This window comes from Litorilituus lipolyticus, from assembly GCF_006439335.1.
Lineage (GTDB): Bacteria > Pseudomonadota > Gammaproteobacteria > Enterobacterales > Alteromonadaceae > Colwellia > Colwellia lipolytica.
In genome coordinates, this window is record NZ_SAWY01000021.1 from 99,008 (window position 1) to 121,910 (window position 22,903).

Genomic DNA, 22,903 nt, shown 5'->3' on the forward strand with positions numbered 1-22,903 from the left:
GTTTTTCGTCTCTCTAATAGGTTGTATTAAGCTTTATGCTGTTTAATTAATTCAATGAAATGGTCAAATAATGGCGCTGCATCATGTGGACCTGGGCTAGCTTCAGGATGACCTTGGAAACTAAATGCTGGCTTATCTGTACGATGAATACCTTGAATAGTGCCATCAAATAATGAGTTATGAGTAACTTTTAAGTTCTCAGGTAAGTTGTTCTCATCAACCGCGAAACCATGGTTCTGAGCAGTAATCATAACGACATCGCGAGCATGATCTTTAACTGGATGGTTACCACCGTGATGACCAAACTTCATCTTAAGTGTTTTTGCACCACTTGCTAAACCAAGTAACTGGTGACCTAAACAAATACCAAAAACAGGAATATCTGTTGTTAAAAATTCTTGAATCGCTTTAATAGCGTAATCACATGGCTCTGGATCACCTGGGCCATTTGATAAGAAGATACCATCAGGGTTTAACGCTAATACATCTGCTGCAGATGTTTGTGCAGGTACAACGGTTAGTTTACAGCCTCTATCAACTAACATACGTAAAATATTGCTTTTTGCGCCGAAATCATAAGCGACAACATGGTAGTCAAAACTTTCAGGTTTGCTGAAGCCTTCGCCCATAGCGTGACCTAGTGACCAGCTACCTTCAGTCCATTCAAATTGCTCTTTCGTAGAAACAACTTTCGCTAAATCCATACCTTTAAGGCCTGGAAATGCTTGGGCTTGAGCTAAGGCATTATCTTGAGCAGCTTGTAAACTTTCTTCACTGCTATCATCAATGGTTAAGATGCAGCCATTTTGTGCACCTTTTTCACGTAAAAGTCTTGTTAACTTACGCGTATCAATATCTGCGATTCCTAAAATATTATTTTCAATTAGGTAATCACTTAAGTTTTGTTCATTTCTGAAGTTACTTGCCAATAAAGGTAAGTCACGAATCACTAGACCTTTGGCATAAATGCTATCTGACTCTCTATCTTCACGGTTGGTACCTGTGTTACCAATATGAGGATAAGTTAATGTGATTATTTGCTCTGCATAAGAGGGGTCGGTAAGAATTTCCTGATAACCTGTCATCGAAGTATTAAAAACCACTTCACCAACAGCCGATCCTTGTGCACCGATTGCGGTGCCTTTAAACACAGTACCATCTTGTAGTACTAAAATAGCAGATATAGCCAATGTAACCTCCAAAAAGAAGAAGAATCTTAAAAGTAGTCGCTAAACGACACTCAAAAGCGCAAAATTCGTCGGTACAAACCCTACTTTCTAATAAAGTAAAACTCACACATAAAAAATGCCAAAAACATAGCGATTCAATAAAGAAAGGTTAATTTTTGACAAAATCCACTTATTTTACGCTTACAACACTCGTTCGTCTAGTAAAAAATGTAAAAACCAGCCCTTTTTTGTGTTTTTGTTTTCAAACGACCAAAACCAACACTAAACTTTGTAAAAAGTATGTTAAGAGCTTATTTAAAGATGAGTAAATTAGCTTATACCAATCAGTATAAGAAAGTGATCGCTTAGCGAGAGTTTAAAGGCTTAGAGGCAAGGCATTGATTGAAGAGAATGGTTATTCCCTTGTTAAAACCAGTAACGCCGTATATAAGCCTTTAAAACTCGCCCTTGGGAACGCATGAGCATCATGATAACTACACAAAGTTTGTTTAATGTGTAACTATATCCAAACAAAGTTTGTTTGCTCTAATGTCGCTCATGCAGTTCTACGTGTTCACTCCTTTATACTGAATGGTATTACTAATCTTTCAACCCTAATACGTCTTGCATATCATAAAAACCAGCATCAGCTTCACTCAACCAAAAAGCTGCGCGCATAGCACCTAAGGCAAAGGTCATACGTGAACTTGCTTTATGGGTGATTTCTAACCTTTCACCTAAATCAGCAAAAAATGCCGTATGTTCACCGACAATATCACCAGCACGAACCGTAGCAAAACCTATGGTTTCTTGGCTTCGCTCATCAGTAATGCCTTCGCGACCATAAACCGCACATTTGTTTAAGTCTCTACCTAAGGTATCAGCAATAACTTGCCCCATTTTCACCGCAGTACCAGAAGGTGCATCTTTCTTAAAGCGGTGATGAGCTTCAAATATTTCTATATCAGTATAGTCGCCAATTGCTTTTGCGGTAACTTCTAGCAACTTAAACATTAAATTAACGCCCACACTAGTATTTGGCGCTAAGATCACTGGCATGGTTTCGCCAGCTTTTTTAATTAATTCAACTTGTTCATCGCTAAAACCAGTGGTACCAATAACTAACGCTTTTTTGTGTTCGTTACACCATTGAATGTTATCAAGTGTCGTTTCGATACTGGTAAAGTCAATATATACATCTGCTGCTCTGAGTTGTGATAACTGTGTTGATGTTTTTATACCTATTGCACCAATACCAGCTAGCTCACCTAAATCAAAATCAACGAATGAGGATGACTCTCTGACACTTCCTCCCACTAATTCAATACTTTTATGCTCATGTGCCGCTTGAATTAAATTACGCCCCATGCGACCACTACAACCTAAAATTGCTACTTTTACTTTCATTATTTTCTCTATTCATTATCCATTAATGATGACTTAATTAACTCAACGTGAATGAATGCGCTAAATTTAAAGAGTGCGTCAAATCATGCGAGGCAACATTAATTATTTTATGCGAACTACCGACAGATTCAACATGATAAACAGCGGAAAAATCGGCAAAGATTTGCTCATTGTTATCAAAAAACACCCAGTCAATACAGACGAGACTAACTGACGGTGTCATTGCCTGATAACTTACCTTTTGCGCCACTATCTTTTGCGTATTAGCTTGCTTTAGTTGCTCAAAGATAGCTAAAAATTCTTGCTGGCATTTTTCCTCGCTATCAATTAACACTAAATTATCAGGGGTGTTCAGTGTACAAGGTATATGATAACAATCTGTTACACCGGCTAAATCATAAACTCTAAAAGCACTTAAGTACTGCTGAAACAACTGCTGCAACGTATTTTCTATCATTGTTTTTTATAACTAATAACTATTTTATTTGCCAAAAAAAAGCCCTCAACTGAGGGCTTTAAAACATTGTTTATTTGATGCTTAATAATTCAACATCAAATACTAACGTTGCGTATGGAGGGATAGCACCCTGTGAGCCACGCTCACCGTACGCAAGGTTATAAGGAATAGTTAAGCGATACTTTGAACCTTCAGTCATTAATTGTAATGCTTCTGTCCAACCAGCGATAACACCTTTAACTGGGAATTCAGCAGGCTGTCCACGTTCAACAGAACTATCAAACACGTCACCGTTAGTGAAAGTGCCGTGGTAATGAACACTTACCGTGCTATCTGCTGTTGGTTTTTCACCGTCGCCTTCAACGATAACTTCAAACTGTAAGCCAGACTCAGTTACTGTAACTTCGTCACGCTTAGCATTTTCTGCTAAGTAAGCTTCACCTTCAGCAGCAGCTTCTTTAGCCATTGCTTGTTCTTGCTCTTGTAGCTTTTTAGAAACTACAGCAAACGCTTCACTTAAAGCTTCTTCAGAAACTTGGCTAGCAGCATTTGCTAATGCATCAGCAATACCCGCTTGTACTGCTGCTACGTCAAAATCTTTAAAAGGATTATTACGTAATTGATCACCTAGTTGACGACCTACACCGTAACTTACACGTTGTTCAATGCTTTCAAATTTATTATCAGACATAATTTCTCTATTCGTTAATTAATAGGTTTCAAAAAATTGCCGCGATTCTAGCATAAATGTTCAGCAGTCTGTAGAGGAGAATAGCAAGTAAATTCAGATAATCTGAGATAAATGATAATTTTTCAGTTCAATTGTTTCATAAGTTGATTTTCTCATCTTATTCTCTACCTGTTAACACACTACACATCTAAACAAGATTTTTTTAGCCATCTATACCTCCATATTGACAAGGTATCATATACACCTATAATGGATGCTCAAAAATGCTAACCGAAAAAATAACACTTATCATTTTAACTTAGCAAAAGGGTTATTCACCCTGCTCGACTTATAACGCCCTTGGAGATAAACATGGCATTAACCACCCCACTACCTGAAAATGCTATTCAAGGAAGTTTACTTGCGCTATTACCCTTTGCCGTATTTCTAATACTCTTTTTGGGCACAGGTATTATATTAACACTGCAAGGTGTAGAGTTTGCTTTTTATCAGCTACCAGCCAGTATCGCCATAATCCCTGCGATTATTATCGCAATCTACTTAGGAAAACGTTCTAGTCAAAGCACGATAGAGCAACAGGTTGCACAATTTATTAAGGGCGCTGGCCATAGCAATATCATCACTATGTGTACCATATATTTACTCGCTGGTGCTTTTGCTGTGGTTGCCAAAGCAACAGGAAGTGTTGATGCGAGTGTCCAGTTAGGCTTGGCTGTTTTTCCCGACTATTTACTTTTACCTGGTTTGTTTATTGTTGCCGCTTTTTTATCTACTGCCATGGGTACTTCAATGGGTACCATTGCCGCCATTGCACCTGTTGCTTTAGGCTTAATTGAATCAACCCAGCTTGATGCTGCAATTGTTGCAGGTTGTTTAGTATCAGGTGCCATTTTTGGTGATAATTTATCAATCATTTCTGACACCACTATTGCTTCAACGCGCAGTCAAGGTGCTCACATGAAGGATAAGTTTCGTGTTAACTTCAAATTTGCGGTTCCTGCGGCAATTATCTGTTTAGTTATCTTTTTTGCACTTGGAGAAAGCGCACCTTATATCGAAAAACCAGAAGCCACGATTATTGGTTTATTACCTTATGTTGTTATCCTTGTTTTAGCGTTAATGGGGGTAAATGTTTTTGTCGTATTAACATTAGGCATTATTTTAGCAGCAGCTATTGGCATGATCTCTTATGATTATCAGTTATCGGCTTGGATATCAGATATCAATAAAGGCTTTGCCAGCATGCAAGATATCTTAATTTTATCGCTGTTTATTGGCGGTTTAAGTGAGCTAGTGAGAACACAAGGTGGGCTCGCTGCCTTAACCTCAGCAATTGAGCGCTTTTCACAAAAAATTAGCCCACATAACAACAAGCGCGCCGCAGGTATTGGCATAGCTGGCTTAGCATTTGTCTGTAACTTCTTCACCGCTAATAACACGGTTTCTATTATTGTCAGTGGTGAAACCGCTAAAAAACTGAGTCAAGATGGCGAGTTAACCGCTGCGCAATCAGCAAGTTTACTTGATGTATTTGCCTGCATTAATCAAAGTTTACTGCCTTATGGTGCTCAAGCATTATTACTTGGCGCAACGTTAAATATTTCCCCCTTAGAAGTAGCAACTCATGCATTTTATCCTATGGTGTTATTCTTCGTGGCGGGCTTTTCTTTTTGGCGAATGACAAAATAATCGAGTTTGGGGTAAGTAGCTTTATCAATAATTTTAGAAAGTTGAATAGAACCGTTGAAATGCCCCTATTTTGTAATAGGTTACTTCAACCTATTTACTCGCTATACTAATAATATGAAGTTATATTTTTCCCCACAAACCTTTCACACTATCGCGACACAATTAGCTGACAGGCGTTGGCGATTACTAGTATGGAGTTTTTCCTTACTGGCATTATTTGCCCTAATACAAACTCAAATAACCAGTACAACGCCTAATATATTAATTTTGATTAGTTTGTTAATTTTATTTTCTGGGTTGCAAGCATTAGTGATGGGGGCTTTTATATTTTTCTTTCTTCACTTACCTTCACTCAAGCAAGCATCACAAGAAAACAAAAGCAATAAACAGACAGGCTATTGGCTTAAATTTTATCAAACCGTTGAATGGTGCGAGGCAACATTGTTTTTTATCTTGCTGCCTTTACCATGTTTAACTTTCTTCTACGCGGTATATGTTGTTCTGTTAGGTTAATTTGGCGGTGATACACCTAGCTACTTCAATCAGTTCATTCAATTAGCTAATTGTATTAAGCAGTCAGCCTAAATATGGCGCTGCTTTTGCGCATACATTCCCATACAAAAGAACGCGAGAAAAACCACAGGAACAATATAAACGGTTGGCACCTTAGCAAGCTGAGCTGCTAGTAGACTAGTTAACCAAACCGTTATTAAGCCATAGCCAAAAGCGCACACCAACACAAACACTAAAGTACGTACCATAAAGTGTTGCTTTGCCACTAATGATTTCACTGCATTATTAATTTCATTGCCAAAAATAACCAATAACGTCGCAATCATAGCTAAAGCTGCTTGATATTGATACGGCCTAAACCAATGACCCAGATCTGTTAAAAACTCTATTAAAACAACTGGCATTACACTGCTATACCATGTTGTTTTAATAGTGCCAGCATATCTTCTTCCGTTAACACCTCAACACCAAGATCTTGCGCTTTAGTTAATTTTGAACCAGCTTTTTCACCGGCGACTAAATAGTGGGTTTTCTTTGAAACACTGCCTGAGACTTTTGCTCCCAAAGACTGTAAAGCTGCTTTGGCTTCATTTCTGCCCATTTGACTAAGTGTTCCCGTTAGCACAAAGGTTTGCTCTTCTAATGGAGATGTACCTGCTTCTTTTTTCACAATTTCTGGCCAAGTCATAATGTCAGCCAATTGCTCAACAATCGTCATGTTGTGTGATTCTTTAAAAAAGCTAACAATATTCTTTGCAACAATAACCCCCACGTCATCTACTTGTTGTAAAGTATCTGAATCTGCACTTTTAATTGCATCTAAGGTTAAAAAATGCTGAGCTAAATTAGCCGCCGTTGCTTCGCCTACTTCACGAATGCCTAACCCATAAACAAATTTAGCTAACGTCGTTTTTTTTGCTTGATCTAAGGCGTTAATTAAATTCTTAGCAGACTTTTGTCCCATACGCTCCATGGTACTAATTTGAATTTCATTAAGGTTAAATAAATCAACCGGGGTAGAAATCAGTTTTTCATCAACCAACTGTTCTACTAATTTGTCACCTAAACCATCAACATCATGAGCTTTTCGCGAGGCAAAATGCTTAATGGCTTCTTTGCGTTGGGCTTCACAAAACAAACCGGCAGTACAGCGAAGAACTGCCTCGCCTTCTGCTTTAGCCACCTTAGAATCACAAACAGGGCAAGTAGCAGGAAAATCAACACCAACTGCATTCTCAGGTCGTTTGTCTAATACCACACTGACAATTTGCGGGATCACATCACCCGCACGGCGAATAATTACAGTATCAGAAATTTTCAACCCTAAGCGTTGAATCTCATCTTGATTATGCAATGTTGCATTCGAAACAGTAACACCACCAACAAACACTGGTTTTAAGCGAGCAACAGGTGTTATAGCCCCTGTGCGTCCTACTTGAAACTCTACATCTTCAACAACGGTTAACTCTTCTTGTGCGGGAAACTTAAAAGCAATAGCCCATCGAGGTGCGCGTGCTACAAAGCCAAGCTGCTTTTGTAAGCTAATGTCATCTACTTTTAATACCGTACCGTCAATTTCATAACTTAATTGCTCGCGCTTAGTTAAAATATCTTCATAAAACGCTTCACAATCGTCTTCACTTGCTAGCAGTTTTACTTCTGGACACATAGGTAAACCTAGCGCTTTAATTTGGCATAAACGCTGATAATGGGAGTTGGCAAAAAACTTCTCTAATACTGCTGAAGGTTCAGCCGTTTCTATGGCTGATTCACCAACAAAGCCTAAACTATATGCATAAAAGGCTAAGTTACGTTTAGCCGTCACTTTCGAGTCAAGTTGTCTTAAACTACCCGCAGCGGCATTTCTTGGATTTGCAAATACCTTTTCATCACGCTTTTTAGCCAATTCATTTAATTGCTCAAAACTCGCTTTGGGCATAAACACTTCGCCACGTACTTCAACTATTTCAGGGTAATCCACCCCCAACTCGCCTTGAAGCTTCAATGGAATCGATTTAATGGTACGGATATTTTGAGTGATATTTTCACCAACAGTGCCATCACCTCGGGTCGCAGCTTGCACAAACACACCTTGCTCATAACGTAAACTTACTGCCAACCCGTCTAACTTAGGCTCTGCACAAAATTGCAACGTATTGCTTGTTGCCAGTCTATCTTTAATACGTTTTACAAAGGCATGAAAATCCGCTAAATCAAAGACATTATCAAGGGATAGCATTGGCAATTGATGTGTAACTTGGCTAAACGACTTCAATGCTTCTCCACCAACCTTTTGACTGGGCGAGTCTATTGATTTCAATGCAGGGTTTTCTTTTTCTAGAGCGATTAATTCATTCATTAATCGGTCGTATTCCGCATCAGGCACTGTCGGCTCATCGAGTACATAATACTGATGATTATATTGGTTAATAAGTTGGTGTAATTCGTGTACGCGTGATTGTGGCATTGTGGTCATCGCTGTATCTTGAGAAATTGAATGATTAATATGTCCCTAACACTGAAAGTTCATTAGGGTAATGTTAATAAGGCTACTGAGAAAGTAGCCTTATTAACATGAGTACAAATTCTGGTTTTACTCAGCAAAAGCAATACGACTTTTACGATCAAACTCTCTAATTTTACTCATGTAATGTTGTTCTGTTTGTTTTGTCATGACGTTACGCTTATCGTCAAGTAATTGGGCATTAAACTCTTGCGCCAATTGTTTTGCCGCCGCCAACATTTGTTCAAAAACGTTAAACGGATCGCCAGCGTTAGGAAGCGTCATAAATAAACTAACGCCTTGGGTTGCAAAGGTTTCCATACTATCTAAATCAAATGAACCAGGGTTAAGCATATTCGCTAAACTAAAAGTAACGGCACCATTGCCCGCATTATCTTGATGACGATGGAAAATATTCATTTCGCCATATTTCATTCCTAAGGTGAGTAGCGAGGGTAATAAAGCCGCACCAAACATTTGCTGACCTTGTGGCATAACTACCGAAAGAATAATCACTTGTGGCTCAAGAGTTTCTGGTGCTGCTGCAGAGTCGGTGGCAGAGAAACTTGGCATTTCATCGCCTGTAGCTAATTCATCATCAAAATTAATTTCCATTTGATTACGTTTTAGCGCCGCCTTTGTTGCTGATTTAGCTGGGGCTTTTCTTGCAGGCTTCTTTAGTTTAATTTCTGGTTTAGCGTGGGTAACTGGCTCTTGATATACAGGCTCAGCCGTTTTTTCAATCTGAGTAATATCATCACCTAATTCGTTATTATCATAAGGCTTTTCGAATGCTTCTTGAGCAAACAAATCATCACTTGCAAGGCTGTCATGGCTTTGATTCTCAGGTTGTTCATTCTCTTGAACACCCACAGATTCTTCATTCAACGATTTAAGCTGGCTATCAGAAAGAATGGGCTCTTGGCGCGCATCTAATTCAGTATCACTGGGACTTTCTTCTGCTATTGCTTGAGATACATTTTGATTTCGAGCTAAATCAACACGTTTTTCACTTTGTTCTTTTGTAGGTGCATTTTCAGGGTCAGTTTTAAGTACTTTAACTTGTCCTACACCGTCTTGGTCAAAACCTGATCCGTCAAAACTTCTATCTATTGGCTCAATTTTTTCTTTACTGGTTTTTAATTTGTAGGGATTTTTCTGCTTTCTAATTGTCCACAAACCATGTACAAAAATTGCCCCGATAACAATGCCGCTAAGAATAATTAATGCGTTTCTGAAATTGTCTTCCATTGCTTAAGCCTGTTTACTCAATCTGTTGATATATTGCTTTGGGTTTGACCAAATATCTTAGCAAGTAACTTTACCAGAATCCTTGGCATTTTGTAACAAGTTAGTACTGTAAAAAGTTGTAACACAGTTTTATACTCCTCGAAGTATTTTCAATAGCTTAGCGTACTAAATATTACCATGACACCTGAACAACATTCGCAAACAAAAAGCACATCTAATGCTATCGCCCACAGTGGTGCTGGCTACTTTATGAAAGGCTTTGAATTAATAAGAAAAAAAGGCATTCGTCGTTTTGTCTTTATTCCACTGACTATTAACATAATTTTATTCAGTGTTGCTTTTTATTTTATGTTCTTACAACTTGAATATTATATGGTCAGCATTATGGCTTGGTTGCCAACATGGTTAGATTGGCTAGAAGTTGTTTTATGGCCCTTAGCCGTTGTCACTATATTAGTACTATTTTCTTTTATCTTTAGTACCGCCGCGAATTGGTTGGCTGCCCCATTTAACGGATTACTGTCTGAAAAAATAGAAGGAATTTTATCGAATCAAGGTGTCCCCCAAGGCAACGCAATGGACGTGATAAAAGATATCCCCAGAACCCTTGGCCGAGAATGGCAAAAGCTAGCTTACTACTTACCACGAGCTATTGGCTTTTTTATTTTACTTTGGGTGTTACCAGTAATTGGTCAAGTTATATGGTTTTTGTTTATTTCTTGGATGATGGCTGTGCAATATAAAGATTACCCGTTTGACAACCATAAAATTCCATTTCATCAAATGAAAAACGCCTTAAAACATAAGCAAGGTTTAAGCTATAGTTTCGGCATGACCGTGGCATTATTTTCCATGTTCCCTATTGTCAATTTAGTGGTTATGCCTGTAGCAATTTGTGGCGCAACCGCTATGTGGGTTGATCACTATAAAAAAGATATGTATTAAACACATTGTACAGATAATAAAAATATCATGCCCGTGCATACTAATTTTTTATTAAACAATTATTTTTTAAATTTTGATCAACATGCTGAACTATCAGACAATTGTTGAGTTTTTATCATGCGATTGTCGCCATGTTGTCAAAAAGCATGTATATTAAAATAACAAGCAAATGAATTTTAAAGGAAATGGCTAAAATGAAATCAAAACAAGGTGTTAAATGCCAAGCCAACAAGGGTAAAAACATGACACAACTATCACTATTACCAATCGTTTGTGCATTAACAATTTCGACTGCTGCGCACGCTTATACTGTTGAAAAATCTAGCCAAGTTCAATTGCCTGAAAAAATAGCCTTACAAGAAGTTACACCTGAAAAACCTGAAGAAACGAAAGTAGAAGAAACAAAAGTAGAGATCCCTAAGGTAGCTGAAGAGAACAAAGTAAGCGTACCTAAAGTAGAATTTACTGAGCCTGCTGCAGAGCCTGAACTTAATACTGACGTCAACTCGACAAGTGCTCCAATTCCATTTCATAGCGATTATGAAAACAAATACATTCCTGTTGTTGATAATGCCAAGGTTTTTGCTAACTTAACCGAAGAATTACCCGCAGTGCTAAATTACTTTACTCAATACAGTGAAGAAGAAGTTATCACTTTTTACCAACAAAGTTATGGTGATGCATTATCGCAAGAGCGCAAGCGTGGTCGTTTAACATTGCACTATCAGCAAAACGAACAAAAAATGCGTGTAGTTATTTCCAAGCAAGGTGAACAACGTCAAGTCGACGTATTGGTTGAAGAAAACGCAGAATAACAAATGCTTTTATCAGCATCAGTATCAGCAGCTTAAACTTAGGTTAAGCTGCTGATATAACGCCAAAAATCATAACAGGTTTCATAAGGTGCCAATACTACGCTCTGTGCACTCTTAAAGCAGTAAGCCTTTCACATTAAAATTACATTCATGCAAGAACTGCCAAGCATTGAAAAGTTTAGCCTTAATAACTTTACTTTCTCACCGATTAATAGCAGCCATAAAGCGTTAATTGTCTCCCTTTATACCAACAGCAAAGCAATGACGTTTGTTGAGCCAGTACAAAGCGAGCAAAACGCGATAAAAATACATCAGTCTTTTGTCAAAAAAAACACTAATCGCCAATCAGGCTTTTATACTTGGGCAATACAAAACGAACAGCTATTGCCAACAAATAAGTCAGAAAATATTGATATCAACAAGTACATTGGCTTTGTCGTGTTATATACCAAAATAGGGGCAAAGCCTTTAACGCACCCAGAAATTGGCATCATGCTAAAACCAGAAAACAGTCATTGTGGTTATGGTACAAAAATATTCACTGCGTTAATTACTTATGTTTTTAAGCTGTTATGTTGTGATGCTATAAATATTCGCTTTCAACCTAGCCATGTCGCTATGCAGCGCATGAGTAAAAAATTAGGCTTTATTTTCGATGAGCAACAGCAAAGTAAAGAAATAAACTTCGTCCATGACGAGATGCGAATCGAAACCCTATTCCAACAAAATTGGCCGTCTTAACAAACAGCATGAAAACACCAAAATAGCACTAGACTTAACAGGTAAGATCAGCAACAATCAAAATGCAGTAGTAGATTTTATTAACAATGTTTTTTAACAATAATAATTTAACTAGTACGGGGTGTTTAAATGATTGAACAGCAAACCAGTAATACCATCGCATTATTGTCACAATTAGCAAGTGAGGCTTCACTACAAGAAGATTTTTTGAAAGAGTCAGCAATAGCACAAACCAATATTGATGAAGCACTTAAAGCCTTAATCAACAATGAAGATGTTCTTGCCTTATCAAAAGCTCTTAAAGTTGACACTTTAATAAAATGTGAGATTGTTCGTAGTCCTGATGAAGATGATGATGAAGAGCAAGAGCAACCTGACAGCACCGAGGAAAAAAACCTCGCGACGGGTTAAGTATATTTGCTTCTTTACCTAAAAAGAACAACTTAAGTGGCATGAAGGATCGTGCCACTGTCTTATAGATATTTTATTTGTGAAAATTAACTTTTAACTTTACCCTTACCTTGAGTTTTTATGCCCTACCGGCAATCACATACATTTATTACATATTCATTTAAAGGCAATGGTTTTTCTGCAGTACATTTATTTATGACTATGCTTTTTAAAATCTTTATTAAATTCAGTACGCTGTTAATAATATTGTTTGCCTTGTTAACGAAAGTACAAGCAAGTGTAAGCGTACAGCTATTTATTAACACAAACCAAGTAATAAGCTTAACTACTAGCGCAAACACTAGCCTAAACAGCAATTTTACAAACCTATCATTTGATGAATTACTACAGCATGCCGATAACAACCGCAGTAGTAACAATCAACTGTCTGTCAGCCTAATCAATTACTTGCAAAGTCAAGAGGCGCAACTATCTATTAAGCAACAAGAGTATTTAACGTATTTAACAGCTTACCAATTTACCTTTAGCGCCAATTATCAAAAGGCAATGCTTTTACTGAATCAGTTAATCCAAACCAGTCAACAAAACAACATTGTTATTCGTAGCCATGAAACATCTATTAGTATTAACTCGGGAACCCAACAATGGACTGAAGGGTTAGCTCATATTAAAACGCTTATTAGTTTAATTAATGATAGTGACGATAAAAAATTAGTTGAAGGTAGTTTAATTACCATTGCTGCATTTTTTAATAACCTTGGTCAATATCAAGAGGCGTTGCTTTATATACAACAAATTAATCAAGACGACATAACTCTTCAGCGTGATATTTGTTTTATCAACCAACAACAAGCGTTAGCCAATTTACGGTTATTTTTAGCTAAAGCTGAACCGTTTAACTTAGAAAAAGCAGCGCCGTTAGAAGCACACTTAAATGACAGCATCGCCCTTTGCCAGCAAGCCAATGAACCGTTAGTAGTCAACCTTTTACGCACTTACCTCGCTGAATTAGATTTATTTGAACAGCGTGCTGAACAGGCTTTATCAACTCTTTTACCCAATATTGATGAAGTCATTGCTACCAATTACCCCGTGTTAATTAACCTAACTTATAATTTACTCGCACAAGCATACTGGCAACAGCACGATATAGCTAACACAGAAAAATATATTAATTTAGCGAAAAACAATATTGAGTTATTAAGCCAAACTCAACAAACAATACAAACCTATTTACTACTCTCTCAGCTAGCGGAGCAGCAAGGGAATTATGCGCTAGCCCTTAAGTATCACCAACAGTACAGCAAAGCCAAACAAAAAGTAGCTGATGAAGAACAAGCCAAGCAATTAGCTTTTCAATTGGCCAAACAAAGCGATTATCAAACTAAAGAAAATATCAGACGTATTCGGCAACAAAACAGCATTTATTCCAGTAAACAAAGCCTCAGCCAGCAACAAGAAGGTAATCATTTATTATTGATTATTTTACTTATTGTTCTGTTAATTACCTTATTCATTTGGGGCTATAAATCGTGGCTAACACAGCAAAAGCTTAAATTAATTACTGAATATGATCATCTCACCCAAGTCAACACACGAGCACAGTTTGTTGAATTAGGTCAGCAAGCCATAGAGCGCTGCAAAGAGATTAATAAGCCCTTAAGTTGCATTATGTTTGATTTAGACCATTTTAAAAACATCAATGATGTATATGGACATTCAATTGGGGATAAAGTACTGCAGCAAGTAAGTACTGTTTGTAAGCATACTTGTCGCCCTAATGATTTTATTGGCAGAATTGGCGGTGAGGAATTCGCCATAATATTGCCTGATTGTAACTTGTTAGTTGCTGAAGATATTGCCCAGCGTTGTTTGTCAGCAATTGCAGAATTAAATGTTAAATCATTAGGAATAACATCTCCTGTAACCGCAAGTTTTGGTATCAGTGATGCAGAACGAGTCAATTATGATTTAACCCGCTTAATGGCTGATGCTGACAGCGCTATGTATGCTTCTAAGCATCATGGTAGAAACTGTATTAACGTATATAGGTAGTTATATTATGCAGTTATTCAAGTATTTAAAAATTATGACGCTAAGCAAAGCCTTTTCGAATAGAAAGAATGACTTATGTCAAAAGTTACGAGCAGCCCAATTTATAAAGCAATACTTAAATAGTAAAGTCGCTATATTGTGTTTTTTCGCACTATTTCATAGCCATAGTTTTGCTGCGAATAATAGTGCTCAATCAAACATACTAAACAAGCAAGGTTTAACTGAAAAAACATTGCCTGTATCTGAGCATGCACTAACAAAGCAAGATATTAGCTTAATGCTAAATAGGGCTGATAAATTACGTAGCAGTAACAATGCAATAAGTCGTCAAATATTAGAAAAACTTAAAAAACAGGCTTTTCTAACCCTTGAGCAACGTAATTTCTTAACTTACTTAACAGCGATTCAAGCAGGGTTTGAGGGGGATTACAGTCAAATTGAACTGCTCTTAACCACTGTCATAAAGAGTGAAGCCAGTGATTTACTAAAATATCGTGCAAATTACAGTTTGATTAACCTATACACTGAGCAAGAGCGTTGGCGTGATGGTTTAAAACAAGTAGAAACCTTGCTTAATATAGAAAGTAATATTGAACAACATTACAGACGTTTAGCTTTAATGGCCGTCACTGAATTTTATATCCAGTTAGAGCAATATTCTTTAGCGTATAAATATAGTTTACAAGTAATCAAAGAAAGCACTTCACCACGAAATATTTGTATCGCTAAGCAATTACAAGTTGCGGTAAAACTTAAAAGTAGCAGTCCACTTTTAAAAGAAGATGAAGTTGTTGATGCAATTAATGCCTGCGAACAAATAAATGAGCAAATATTTTTAGGTTACATCAGACTTTATCAAGGTGAGATGTATTTGAATGATGCCTTAACAAGTAAGGCGATAAATGCTACTTTGCCCTATATAGAAGATATAGTCGCAACAAATTATTACCCGCTAATAGGCAATAGTTATCGACTCATTGCTGAAATATATTGGCAACAAAAACAATATAGAAAAGCAAAAAACTATGCCTTTAAAGCACAAGAGTATTTTCAAGTAGACACTTCCTTAAAAGATAAAAAAGCAATTTTTTATTTATTATTTCAATTATCAGAACTTGAGGAAGACTATATACAAGCATTTGAATATCATAAATTATATGATGAAGCCAACAGTGAGTTAATAAAGAACACCCAAGAAAAACATTTAGTATTTCAGTTAGTGCAGCATAACGATTTGGCCAATAAAAACAAAATTGCTCAACTCAACAAAACCAATACCTTTTTAAAAACACAACACGAAATCACCTTAGAAAAAGAACAGACTATTATTTTAATTGTGATGATTTTAGTAGGGCTATTAACACTAGGCTCTTCCTGGGTTTATAACTCTTGGTTAACACAGCAAAAATTAAGACAAATTGCTAACTTTGACAGCCTAACTGGCGCTACTAGCCGAGGTCATTTTTTTGAATTAGCTGAGTTGTTGTTACAAGAACAAGTAAAGTTCAAACAAGATTTATCCTGTATTATTTTCGACTTAGATCATTTTAAACAAATTAATGACACCTATGGTCATGCTATAGGAGACAAGGTATTAACAGCCGTTGCAACAGTATGCCAAGAACAGTTACGCCACCAAGACTTATTGGGTCGTTTAGGCGGTGAAGAATTTGCGATAATCTTACCTGACTTTAATTTAACCATGGCAGAAGATGTCGCTAATAGGTGTCGAATTGCTATTCACAACCTAGATTATCAATCACTCGGTTTAGAAAGCGCCATAACTGCAAGCTTTGGTGTTAGTGATAAAGATATTTCAGGAGAAAATTTAACAGATTTACTTGCTGATGCCGATAGCGCTATGTATTCATCAAAGCAACATGGTAGAAACTGTACAGTAACCTATCGCTAATAGCACTTTATTTGATAGTGAACGCGATCAATTAGCAACGAAAAAGCCCGTGATAATCACGGGCTTTTTTGTAGAATTGTTAACTCAGTTTATACAATATTAGGGCTTTTGCATTTGAATAACTACGCGACGGTTTTTACCTCGTCCTAAGGTGGTACTGTTAGAAGAGATATGACGCTTCTCACCATAACCTTTCGCTTCAATTCGACTTGCATCAATACCGTTTTTAACAAAATAATCTCGGATTTTAGCTGCTCGACGCTCTGATAACTTTAAGTTTGACCAGCGGCCACCATAACTGTCGGAGTATGCGTCAATTAAGACAAGTTCAAGCTCAGGATCTAAGCTTAAATACTCTCGGATCATATCAATACGTCTTTGTGATGCTTTAGTAAATTTATCACTACTTGATTGATAATTCAGCACCGTATAAGAGATGTCATCAAAGCTGTAATTTAATAAATTACCGATACAGCCGACAAACTCTTGATAGGCCTTTTTAAAGCGTGCCGTGGATAAACCCACTGAAATTTTATCTTGATCACTATACCAATCATTGTAATAGAAGGTAGGACTCATCCCCTGCTCTAATTCACTCAACATAGTCCACGCAACTTTTTTAGGTAAGCTAGGGTTAAAGTGCTTATGCAACTGCATATTGGTTAAACTACGACCGCCTTTACCCGGTTGCCATCTAGGCGCAACACTTCTGACTTCCGCAAGCGAGTAATTATCAGGTAAAAGCATCATGTCTAACTCAAATTCCATATTAAGCTTTCGACTTGCTTTAGCTGAGAATTTAGCTTCACCGTAGTTAGGGATTTGATGTGACAAAGTACATTGTAATCGAGAGTTATTTGCTAGCTGCCATTGTGAATTTTCAATATCGGCACGATATTGACGTATACCAGCATGGGCATCGCCCGATAAAGATATCGAGAAAATACCTAAAGTAATACTAGTACATAAAAAGCTATTCACTGAGGTAAGAATATTTTTCATAAAGATTACACAATATCGATTAGCAACTATAAATAAAGCAGCAATTAGGGTTATGAATAATTTATCGCCCTAAAATAAAATAACTTTAGCAGTTTATCAGACAAAATTCTCGTTTTATCGATTAAAGCCAAAGAAGCAGTCGTTAATTTATCATTTGTGTCTTAGATTGCTGCTCGTTTTTATTATGAATTTCTGTAATAATTGCCCTTTGCAGTATGCTAACTAACTTCAATAATTAATTCATGTCTGAAAAAAACGATATTACAACCGATGCAACATGCCTCAAGTCTTCAAGTACGTCTGAAAAAAAGCCGTTATTCTCTCAACGATTCAGGGGTTACTTTCCTGTAGTGATTGATGTTGAAACAGCAGGCTTTAACGCTAAGACAGATGCGTTACTTGAATTAGCTGCCTCGGTTTTAACCCTTGATGAGACAACTGGAGAATTAGCAATTGATGAAACTATTCAATTTAATATTAACCCGTTTGAAGGGGCAAATTTAGAACCTGCAGCACTCGAATTTACTGGTATTGATCCGACTAACCCTTTAAGAGGTGCCGTTGATGAACAAGATGCTTTAAAAGAGTTGTTTAAGCTAGTTCGAAAAAAAATGAAGCTGGCTGGTTGTCAACGCGCCATTATTGTTGCTCATAATGCAGCATTTGATTTAGGCTTTTTGAACGAAGCCACAGCTCGATGCTCTATTAAACGTAGCCCGTTTCATGCTTTTGTCAGTTTCGATACCACCACATTAGCAGGCCTTGCCTTAGGACAAACGGTTTTAGCAAAAGCTTGTGAAACCGCAGGCATTGACTTTAATAATAGTGAAGCCCATAGCGCACTGTATGATACAGAAAAAACAGCAGAGCTTTTTTGTCATATCGTTAACAAATGGCAAGCTTTGGGTGGTTGGCCATTACCAGCTGCGACAAGTAATGATGCAGAGTAAAGTAAACTTTAATTAGTATTTAAAACTTAACTAAAGCTGCCTAATGAAGTCACTTCTGATTCTAATTTAAGTTTTAGTTTTAGTTTTAGTTTTAGTTTTAGTTTTAGTTTTAGTTTTAGTTTTAGTTTTAGTTTTCAGGCATAAAAAAACCGCTAAAAAGCGGTTTTTTTGATTCATGCATAAGCTAAATATTAAAGCTTGTCTGCATTGTCAGTTAAATAAGATGCAACACCTTCTGGAGAAGCTGTCATACCTTTGTCACCTTTGTTCCAACCAGCAGGACATACTTCACCGTGCTCTTGGTGGAATTGAAGTGCATCAACCATACGGATCATTTCGTCTACGTTACGACCTAATGGCAAGTCATTCACTACTTGGTGACGAACATTACCTTCTTCATCGATTAAGAAAGAACCACGGAAAGCAACACCTGCTTCTGGGTGCTCAACGTCGTATGCTTGACAGATATCATGTTTAACATCAGCAACTAAAGTGTATTGTACTGGGCCAATACCACCTTCATTTACTGGCGTGTTTCTCCACGCATTGTGAGAGAATTGAGAATCGATAGAAACACCAATTACTTCAACACCACGGCTTTTGAATTCTTCAAAACGGTGATCAAAAGCTAATAACTCTGATGGGCATACAAAAGTAAAATCTAATGGGTAGAAGAAAATTACCGCTTTTTTACCTTTAATTGCTTCACTTAAGTTAAAGCTATCTACAATTTCACCACTACCTAATACTGCTGCTGCAGTGAAGTCTGGTGCTGGACGACCAACTAATACGCTCATTCTTTGCTCCATTTTCTTATTGAATAATAAATTATCTAATACGCTTACGCGCTACGTTGTAAACTTATAGTAAGTATTGTGGCAGATATGAAAAATTCAATTACTCTGCTGAACTTTTTTCTGCGGCTTCTTTTACTAACGTTTGTAATTCGCCTTGTTGAAACATTTCCAAAATAATATCGCAGCCACCAACAAGTTCACCTTCAACCCATAACTGTGGGAATGTCGGCCAATCAGCATATTTTGGTAGTTCAGCTCGAATATCAGGGTTTTGTAAAATATCAACGTAAGCAAATTTTTCACCACATGAAATAAGTGCTTGAGATGCTTGTGATGAAAAGCCACAACTTGGCAATTTAGGAGAACCCTTCATATATAATAACACTGAGTTTTCACTTATTTGCTGCTTAATACGTTCAATTGTATCCATGATAACCTCTATAATTAATACTTATTGTACTGAGTAATGGTGACGTAAATTAAGTTTTCAACATACAAATTACAATAAGCTGCTAGAATTTAGCAATATTTTAAAAATTTCTACTTGATAGTTAACCAACTAGTACCTATATAATGGTAATACTTGAGTATTTTACTCAAGTTTTATATAAAACACACCCCTTTCTTACGTTAGGGATGCAATAACTTAGATTAGGAGAGCATAATGACAATTGAATTACCGGCACTTCCATATGAGCAAAATGCGCTAGAGCCACATATTTCAGCAGAAACTTTGTCTTTCCATTACTCAAAGCACCATAACACTTATGTTGTAAAGCTTAATGGATTAATCAAAGGTACAGAGTTTGAAGGGAAATCTTTAGAAGATATTGTAAAAACGTCTTCTGCGGGTGTGTTTAATAATGCCGCCCAAATATGGAATCATACATTTTATTGGCATAGCTTAAGCCCAAATGGCGGTGGCGAGCCAACGGGTGATTTATTAGCAGCGATCAATGCTAGCTTTGGTAGTTTCGACGAATTTAAAGCCAAGTTTACTGATAGTGCTATTAATAACTTTGGCTCTAGTTGGACATGGCTAGTGAAAAATGCAGATGGCAGCTTAGCTATTGTAAATACTTCTAACGCTGCAACACCACTAACTGATGAAGGTGTTACTCCATTAATTACAGTCGATTTATGGGAACACGCATACTACATTGATTACAGAAACTTACGCCCAGATTACTTAAATGCCTTTTGGCAATTAGCTAACTGGGACTTTGCTAGTGAAAACTTTGCTTAATTTCTAGTTAATCATTTTGGCAAGAAGCTTCATAGGCAATAAAGTTGACTTACCGTCAATATTTATTGCCTCTTCTTGTTGATTTATTTTTTACATCTTTCCTTTAAAAGATATTCTTCTAATAAACTTTCCATTAATCAATTCAACAAATCTAACACCATAATTATCCTTAATAATTAATTACTTGATCAAATGTTTTTTTTATAGACATTACAATTTATTTACCTTTTTTTATTAGCAAAATTAGCCAAAGCAACTAACCTTAAAATATGGCAGGTACATTTTTTGCTTTAAAGTAACTTAGCTTAGTTTTAAATTTTCTTGGCTTAATTTATCGAACGAAGTGAGTGGACATTGTTAAATTATCATCCACTTTTTGGAGGTAGTTATGAGTATATTTCAGCATTATCAAGCACGTTATGAACAAGCTCAACAGGAAGAGTTTAGCTTGCAAGAGTTCCTCACCATCTGTAAAGATAACAAATTAGCCTATGCCAGTGCATCAGAGCGTTTGCTCGCTGCAATGGGGGAACCTGAAATGGTAGACACCGCTACAGACCCTAGATTAAGCAGGATATTTTCTAATCGAGTTATTAATCGTTACCCCGCATTTGAAGACTTCTACGGAATGGAAGAAGCGATAGAGCAAATCGTTTCTTATTTAAAGCATGCTTCACAAGGTCTGGAAGAGCAAAAACAAATTCTTTATTTACTTGGCCCTGTGGGTGGGGGTAAGTCTTCCCTTGCTGAAAAGTTAAAAGCATTAATGCAACAAGAGCCTGTCTATGTATTAAGTGCTAACGGTGAAAGAAGCCCGGTAAATGACCATCCTTTCTGCCTGTTTGATGCTCACTCAGACGCTAAAATTTTACAAGAAGAGTACAACATTCCTAAACGTTACTTAAACTCTATTATTTCACCATGGGCAGCTAAACGTCTTCATGAATTTAAAGGTGATATTGCTCAGTTTAAAGTCGTGAAAGTATACCCGTCTATATTAGATCAAATCGCTATTGCTAAAACAGAGCCTGGTGATGACAACAATCAAGATATTTCAGCTCTTGTTGGTAAAGTTGATATTAGACAACTTGAACATTATGCGCAAAATGATGCCGATGCATACAGCTACTCTGGTGCTTTGTGTCGAGCAAACCAAGGCTTAATGGAATTTGTTGAAATGTTTAAAGCTCCCATTAAAGTGCTACACCCATTGTTAACTGCTACACAAGAAGGGAACTATAACCCAACGGAAGGTTTATCTGCCCTGCCCTTTAATGGAGTTTTGCTCGCTCACTCAAATGAGTCCGAATGGCAAACCTTTAGAAATAACAAAAATAATGAAGCCTTTTTAGATCGTGTTTACATTGTAAAAGTGCCGTATTGTATGCGCGTTTCAGAAGAAGTGAACATTTATAAGAAATTACTAGAGCACAGTGAATTAAAAACAGCCCAATGTGCGCCCGACACATTGGAAACGCTCGCACAGTTTTCAGTATTGTCACGTTTAAAAGAGCCTGATAATTCCAGCATTTACTCAAAAATGCGTGTTTATGACGGTGAAACATTAAAAGATACCGACCCTAAAGCAAAATCGTATCAAGAATATAAAGACTACGCTGGTATTGATGAAGGCATGTCGGGTTTATCTACTCGCTTTGCATTTAAAATTTTATCACGTGTTTTCAACTTTGATAGCACTGAAGTGGCTGCAAACCCAGTCCATTTATTTTATGTACTTGAGCAGCAAGTCGAGCGAGAGCAACTACCAAAAGAAACAACTGAACGTTATTTAGAATTTATTAAAGGTTATTTGACGCCTCAATACATTGAGTTTATTGGTAAAGAAATTCAAACAGCTTATTTAGAATCTTACTCTGAGTACGGGCAAAACATTTTTGACCGTTATGTCACTTATGCTGACTTTTGGATACAAGATCAAGAGTATCGTGATACCGAAACGGGACAATTATTTGATCGACAATCCCTAAATGATGAGTTAGAAAAAATTGAAAAGCCTGCGGGAATAAGTAATCCAAAAGATTTTCGAAATGAAATAGTCAATTTTGTCTTACGCGCAAAAGCGAATAACAATGGCAAGAATCCAGCTTGGACAAGCTATGAAAAATTACGCACTGTGATTGAGAAGAAAATGTTCTCAAATACAGAAGATTTACTACCGGTTATTTCATTCAATGCAAAAACGTCAGCTGATGACCAACAAAAACATGATGATTTTGTTGAGCGTATGATGAGTAAAGGCTACACGCAAAAACAAGTAAGACTTCTGTCTGAATGGTATTTACGTGTGAGAAAATCTTCTTAAGCTGTTTCTCTTTCATTGCCATGGCA

21 protein-coding genes are annotated in these 22,903 nt (G+C 36.9%); 11 read left to right on the plus strand and 10 right to left on the minus strand.

Annotated elements, in window-relative coordinates:
- Positions 1-26: 26 nt before the first annotated feature.
- From carA to bamJ, 4 genes are all read right to left on the minus strand, one after another.
- A complete protein-coding gene (gene carA, locus EPA86_RS11065) occupies positions 27-1,190 on the minus strand; it encodes a glutamine-hydrolyzing carbamoyl-phosphate synthase small subunit (RefSeq protein WP_140603552.1) in 1,164 nt (387 codons plus the stop codon).
- A 579-nt stretch (positions 1,191-1,769) separates the two neighbouring features.
- Positions 1,770-2,576: a 4-hydroxy-tetrahydrodipicolinate reductase gene (dapB, locus tag EPA86_RS11070; protein ID WP_140603554.1), complete on the minus strand. Its 807-nt coding sequence runs from the start codon at positions 2,574-2,576 to the stop codon at positions 1,770-1,772.
- 37 nt (positions 2,577-2,613) lie between these two features.
- Positions 2,614-3,033, minus strand: a complete 420-nt coding sequence (locus EPA86_RS11075; RefSeq protein ID WP_140603556.1) for a ketosteroid isomerase family protein — start codon at positions 3,031-3,033, stop codon at positions 2,614-2,616.
- Between the two features lie 70 nt (positions 3,034-3,103).
- Positions 3,104-3,724, minus strand: coding sequence for a BamJ family beta-barrel-assembly machinery protein (gene bamJ / locus EPA86_RS11080; protein ID WP_140603558.1), 621 nt, complete (start codon positions 3,722-3,724; stop codon positions 3,104-3,106).
- A 351-nt stretch (positions 3,725-4,075) separates the two neighbouring features.
- On the opposite strand from bamJ, the gene EPA86_RS11085 reads away from it, so the two are divergent.
- Together EPA86_RS11085 and EPA86_RS11090 are read left to right on the plus strand one after the other, a co-directional pair.
- A complete protein-coding gene (locus EPA86_RS11085; protein WP_140603560.1) occupies positions 4,076-5,413 on the plus strand; it encodes a Na+/H+ antiporter NhaC family protein in 1,338 nt (445 codons plus the stop codon).
- 114 nt (positions 5,414-5,527) lie between these two features.
- Positions 5,528-5,926, plus strand: a complete 399-nt coding sequence (locus EPA86_RS11090) for a hypothetical protein (protein WP_140603562.1) — start codon at positions 5,528-5,530, stop codon at positions 5,924-5,926.
- 68 nt (positions 5,927-5,994) lie between these two features.
- Here EPA86_RS11090 and EPA86_RS11095 read toward each other — a convergent pair whose 3' ends face one another.
- From EPA86_RS11095 to zipA, 3 genes are all read right to left on the minus strand, one after another.
- Positions 5,995-6,330, minus strand: a complete 336-nt coding sequence (locus EPA86_RS11095) for a DUF3392 domain-containing protein (RefSeq protein ID WP_140603564.1) — start codon at positions 6,328-6,330, stop codon at positions 5,995-5,997.
- The gene (ligA, locus tag EPA86_RS11100) at positions 6,330-8,402 is read right to left on the minus strand and encodes an NAD-dependent DNA ligase LigA (protein WP_140603566.1); all 2,073 of its coding nucleotides are present in this window, start codon (positions 8,400-8,402) and stop codon (positions 6,330-6,332) included. Before ligA ends, EPA86_RS11095 begins: the two co-directional genes overlap by 1 nt.
- 117 nt (positions 8,403-8,519) lie before the next feature.
- The gene (zipA, locus tag EPA86_RS11105) at positions 8,520-9,680 is read right to left on the minus strand and encodes a cell division protein ZipA (RefSeq protein WP_140603568.1); all 1,161 of its coding nucleotides are present in this window, start codon (positions 9,678-9,680) and stop codon (positions 8,520-8,522) included.
- Positions 9,681-9,857: 177 nt separating this feature from the next.
- Between zipA and cysZ the strand changes: the two genes are divergently transcribed.
- The 6 genes from cysZ to EPA86_RS11135 all read left to right on the plus strand — a co-directional run bounded on the left by cysZ (position 9,858) and on the right by EPA86_RS11135 (position 16,559).
- Complete coding sequence (gene cysZ, locus EPA86_RS11110; protein WP_140603570.1) at positions 9,858-10,625, plus strand: sulfate transporter CysZ; 768 nt, start codon at positions 9,858-9,860, stop codon at positions 10,623-10,625.
- Between the two features lie 194 nt (positions 10,626-10,819).
- Complete coding sequence (locus tag EPA86_RS11115) at positions 10,820-11,440, plus strand: hypothetical protein (protein ID WP_140603572.1); 621 nt, start codon at positions 10,820-10,822, stop codon at positions 11,438-11,440.
- 150 nt (positions 11,441-11,590) lie between these two features.
- Positions 11,591-12,181 carry a GNAT family N-acetyltransferase gene (locus EPA86_RS11120; RefSeq protein WP_140603574.1) on the plus strand — a complete coding sequence of 197 codons (591 nt, stop codon included), beginning with the start codon at positions 11,591-11,593 and terminating at the stop codon, positions 12,179-12,181.
- A gap of 129 nt (positions 12,182-12,310) precedes the next feature.
- A complete protein-coding gene (locus EPA86_RS11125; protein WP_140603576.1) occupies positions 12,311-12,592 on the plus strand; it encodes a hypothetical protein in 282 nt (93 codons plus the stop codon).
- A gap of 120 nt (positions 12,593-12,712) precedes the next feature.
- A complete protein-coding gene (locus EPA86_RS11130) occupies positions 12,713-14,647 on the plus strand; it encodes a tetratricopeptide repeat-containing diguanylate cyclase (RefSeq protein ID WP_140603578.1) in 1,935 nt (644 codons plus the stop codon).
- A gap of 7 nt (positions 14,648-14,654) precedes the next feature.
- Positions 14,655-16,559, plus strand: coding sequence for a GGDEF domain-containing protein (locus tag EPA86_RS11135; RefSeq protein ID WP_170309633.1), 1,905 nt, complete (start codon positions 14,655-14,657; stop codon positions 16,557-16,559).
- 99 nt (positions 16,560-16,658) lie between these two features.
- Here the strand turns inward: EPA86_RS11135 and EPA86_RS11140 are convergent, their stop codons facing one another.
- Positions 16,659-17,561, minus strand: a complete 903-nt coding sequence (locus EPA86_RS11140) for a flagellar protein MotY (RefSeq protein WP_140603582.1) — start codon at positions 17,559-17,561, stop codon at positions 16,659-16,661.
- Between the two features lie 242 nt (positions 17,562-17,803).
- Here EPA86_RS11140 and rnt point away from each other — a divergent pair, with 242 nt between their 5' ends.
- Positions 17,804-18,511 carry a ribonuclease T gene (gene rnt / locus EPA86_RS11145; RefSeq protein ID WP_140603584.1) on the plus strand — a complete coding sequence of 236 codons (708 nt, stop codon included), beginning with the start codon at positions 17,804-17,806 and terminating at the stop codon, positions 18,509-18,511.
- 191 nt (positions 18,512-18,702) lie between these two features.
- Here rnt and EPA86_RS11150 read toward each other — a convergent pair whose 3' ends face one another.
- Positions 18,703-19,308, minus strand: coding sequence for a peroxiredoxin (locus tag EPA86_RS11150; RefSeq protein ID WP_140603586.1), 606 nt, complete (start codon positions 19,306-19,308; stop codon positions 18,703-18,705).
- 100 nt (positions 19,309-19,408) lie between these two features.
- On the minus strand, positions 19,409-19,738 hold the full coding sequence (locus EPA86_RS11155) for a Grx4 family monothiol glutaredoxin (RefSeq protein WP_140603588.1): 330 nt from the start codon (positions 19,736-19,738) through the stop codon (positions 19,409-19,411).
- A 234-nt stretch (positions 19,739-19,972) separates the two neighbouring features.
- Between EPA86_RS11155 and EPA86_RS11160 the strand changes: the two genes are divergently transcribed.
- A complete protein-coding gene (locus tag EPA86_RS11160; RefSeq protein WP_140603590.1) occupies positions 19,973-20,554 on the plus strand; it encodes a Fe-Mn family superoxide dismutase in 582 nt (193 codons plus the stop codon).
- A gap of 388 nt (positions 20,555-20,942) precedes the next feature.
- Positions 20,943-22,877, plus strand: a complete 1,935-nt coding sequence (locus EPA86_RS11165; RefSeq protein ID WP_140603592.1) for a PrkA family serine protein kinase — start codon at positions 20,943-20,945, stop codon at positions 22,875-22,877.
- Positions 22,878-22,903 lie beyond the last annotated feature (26 nt).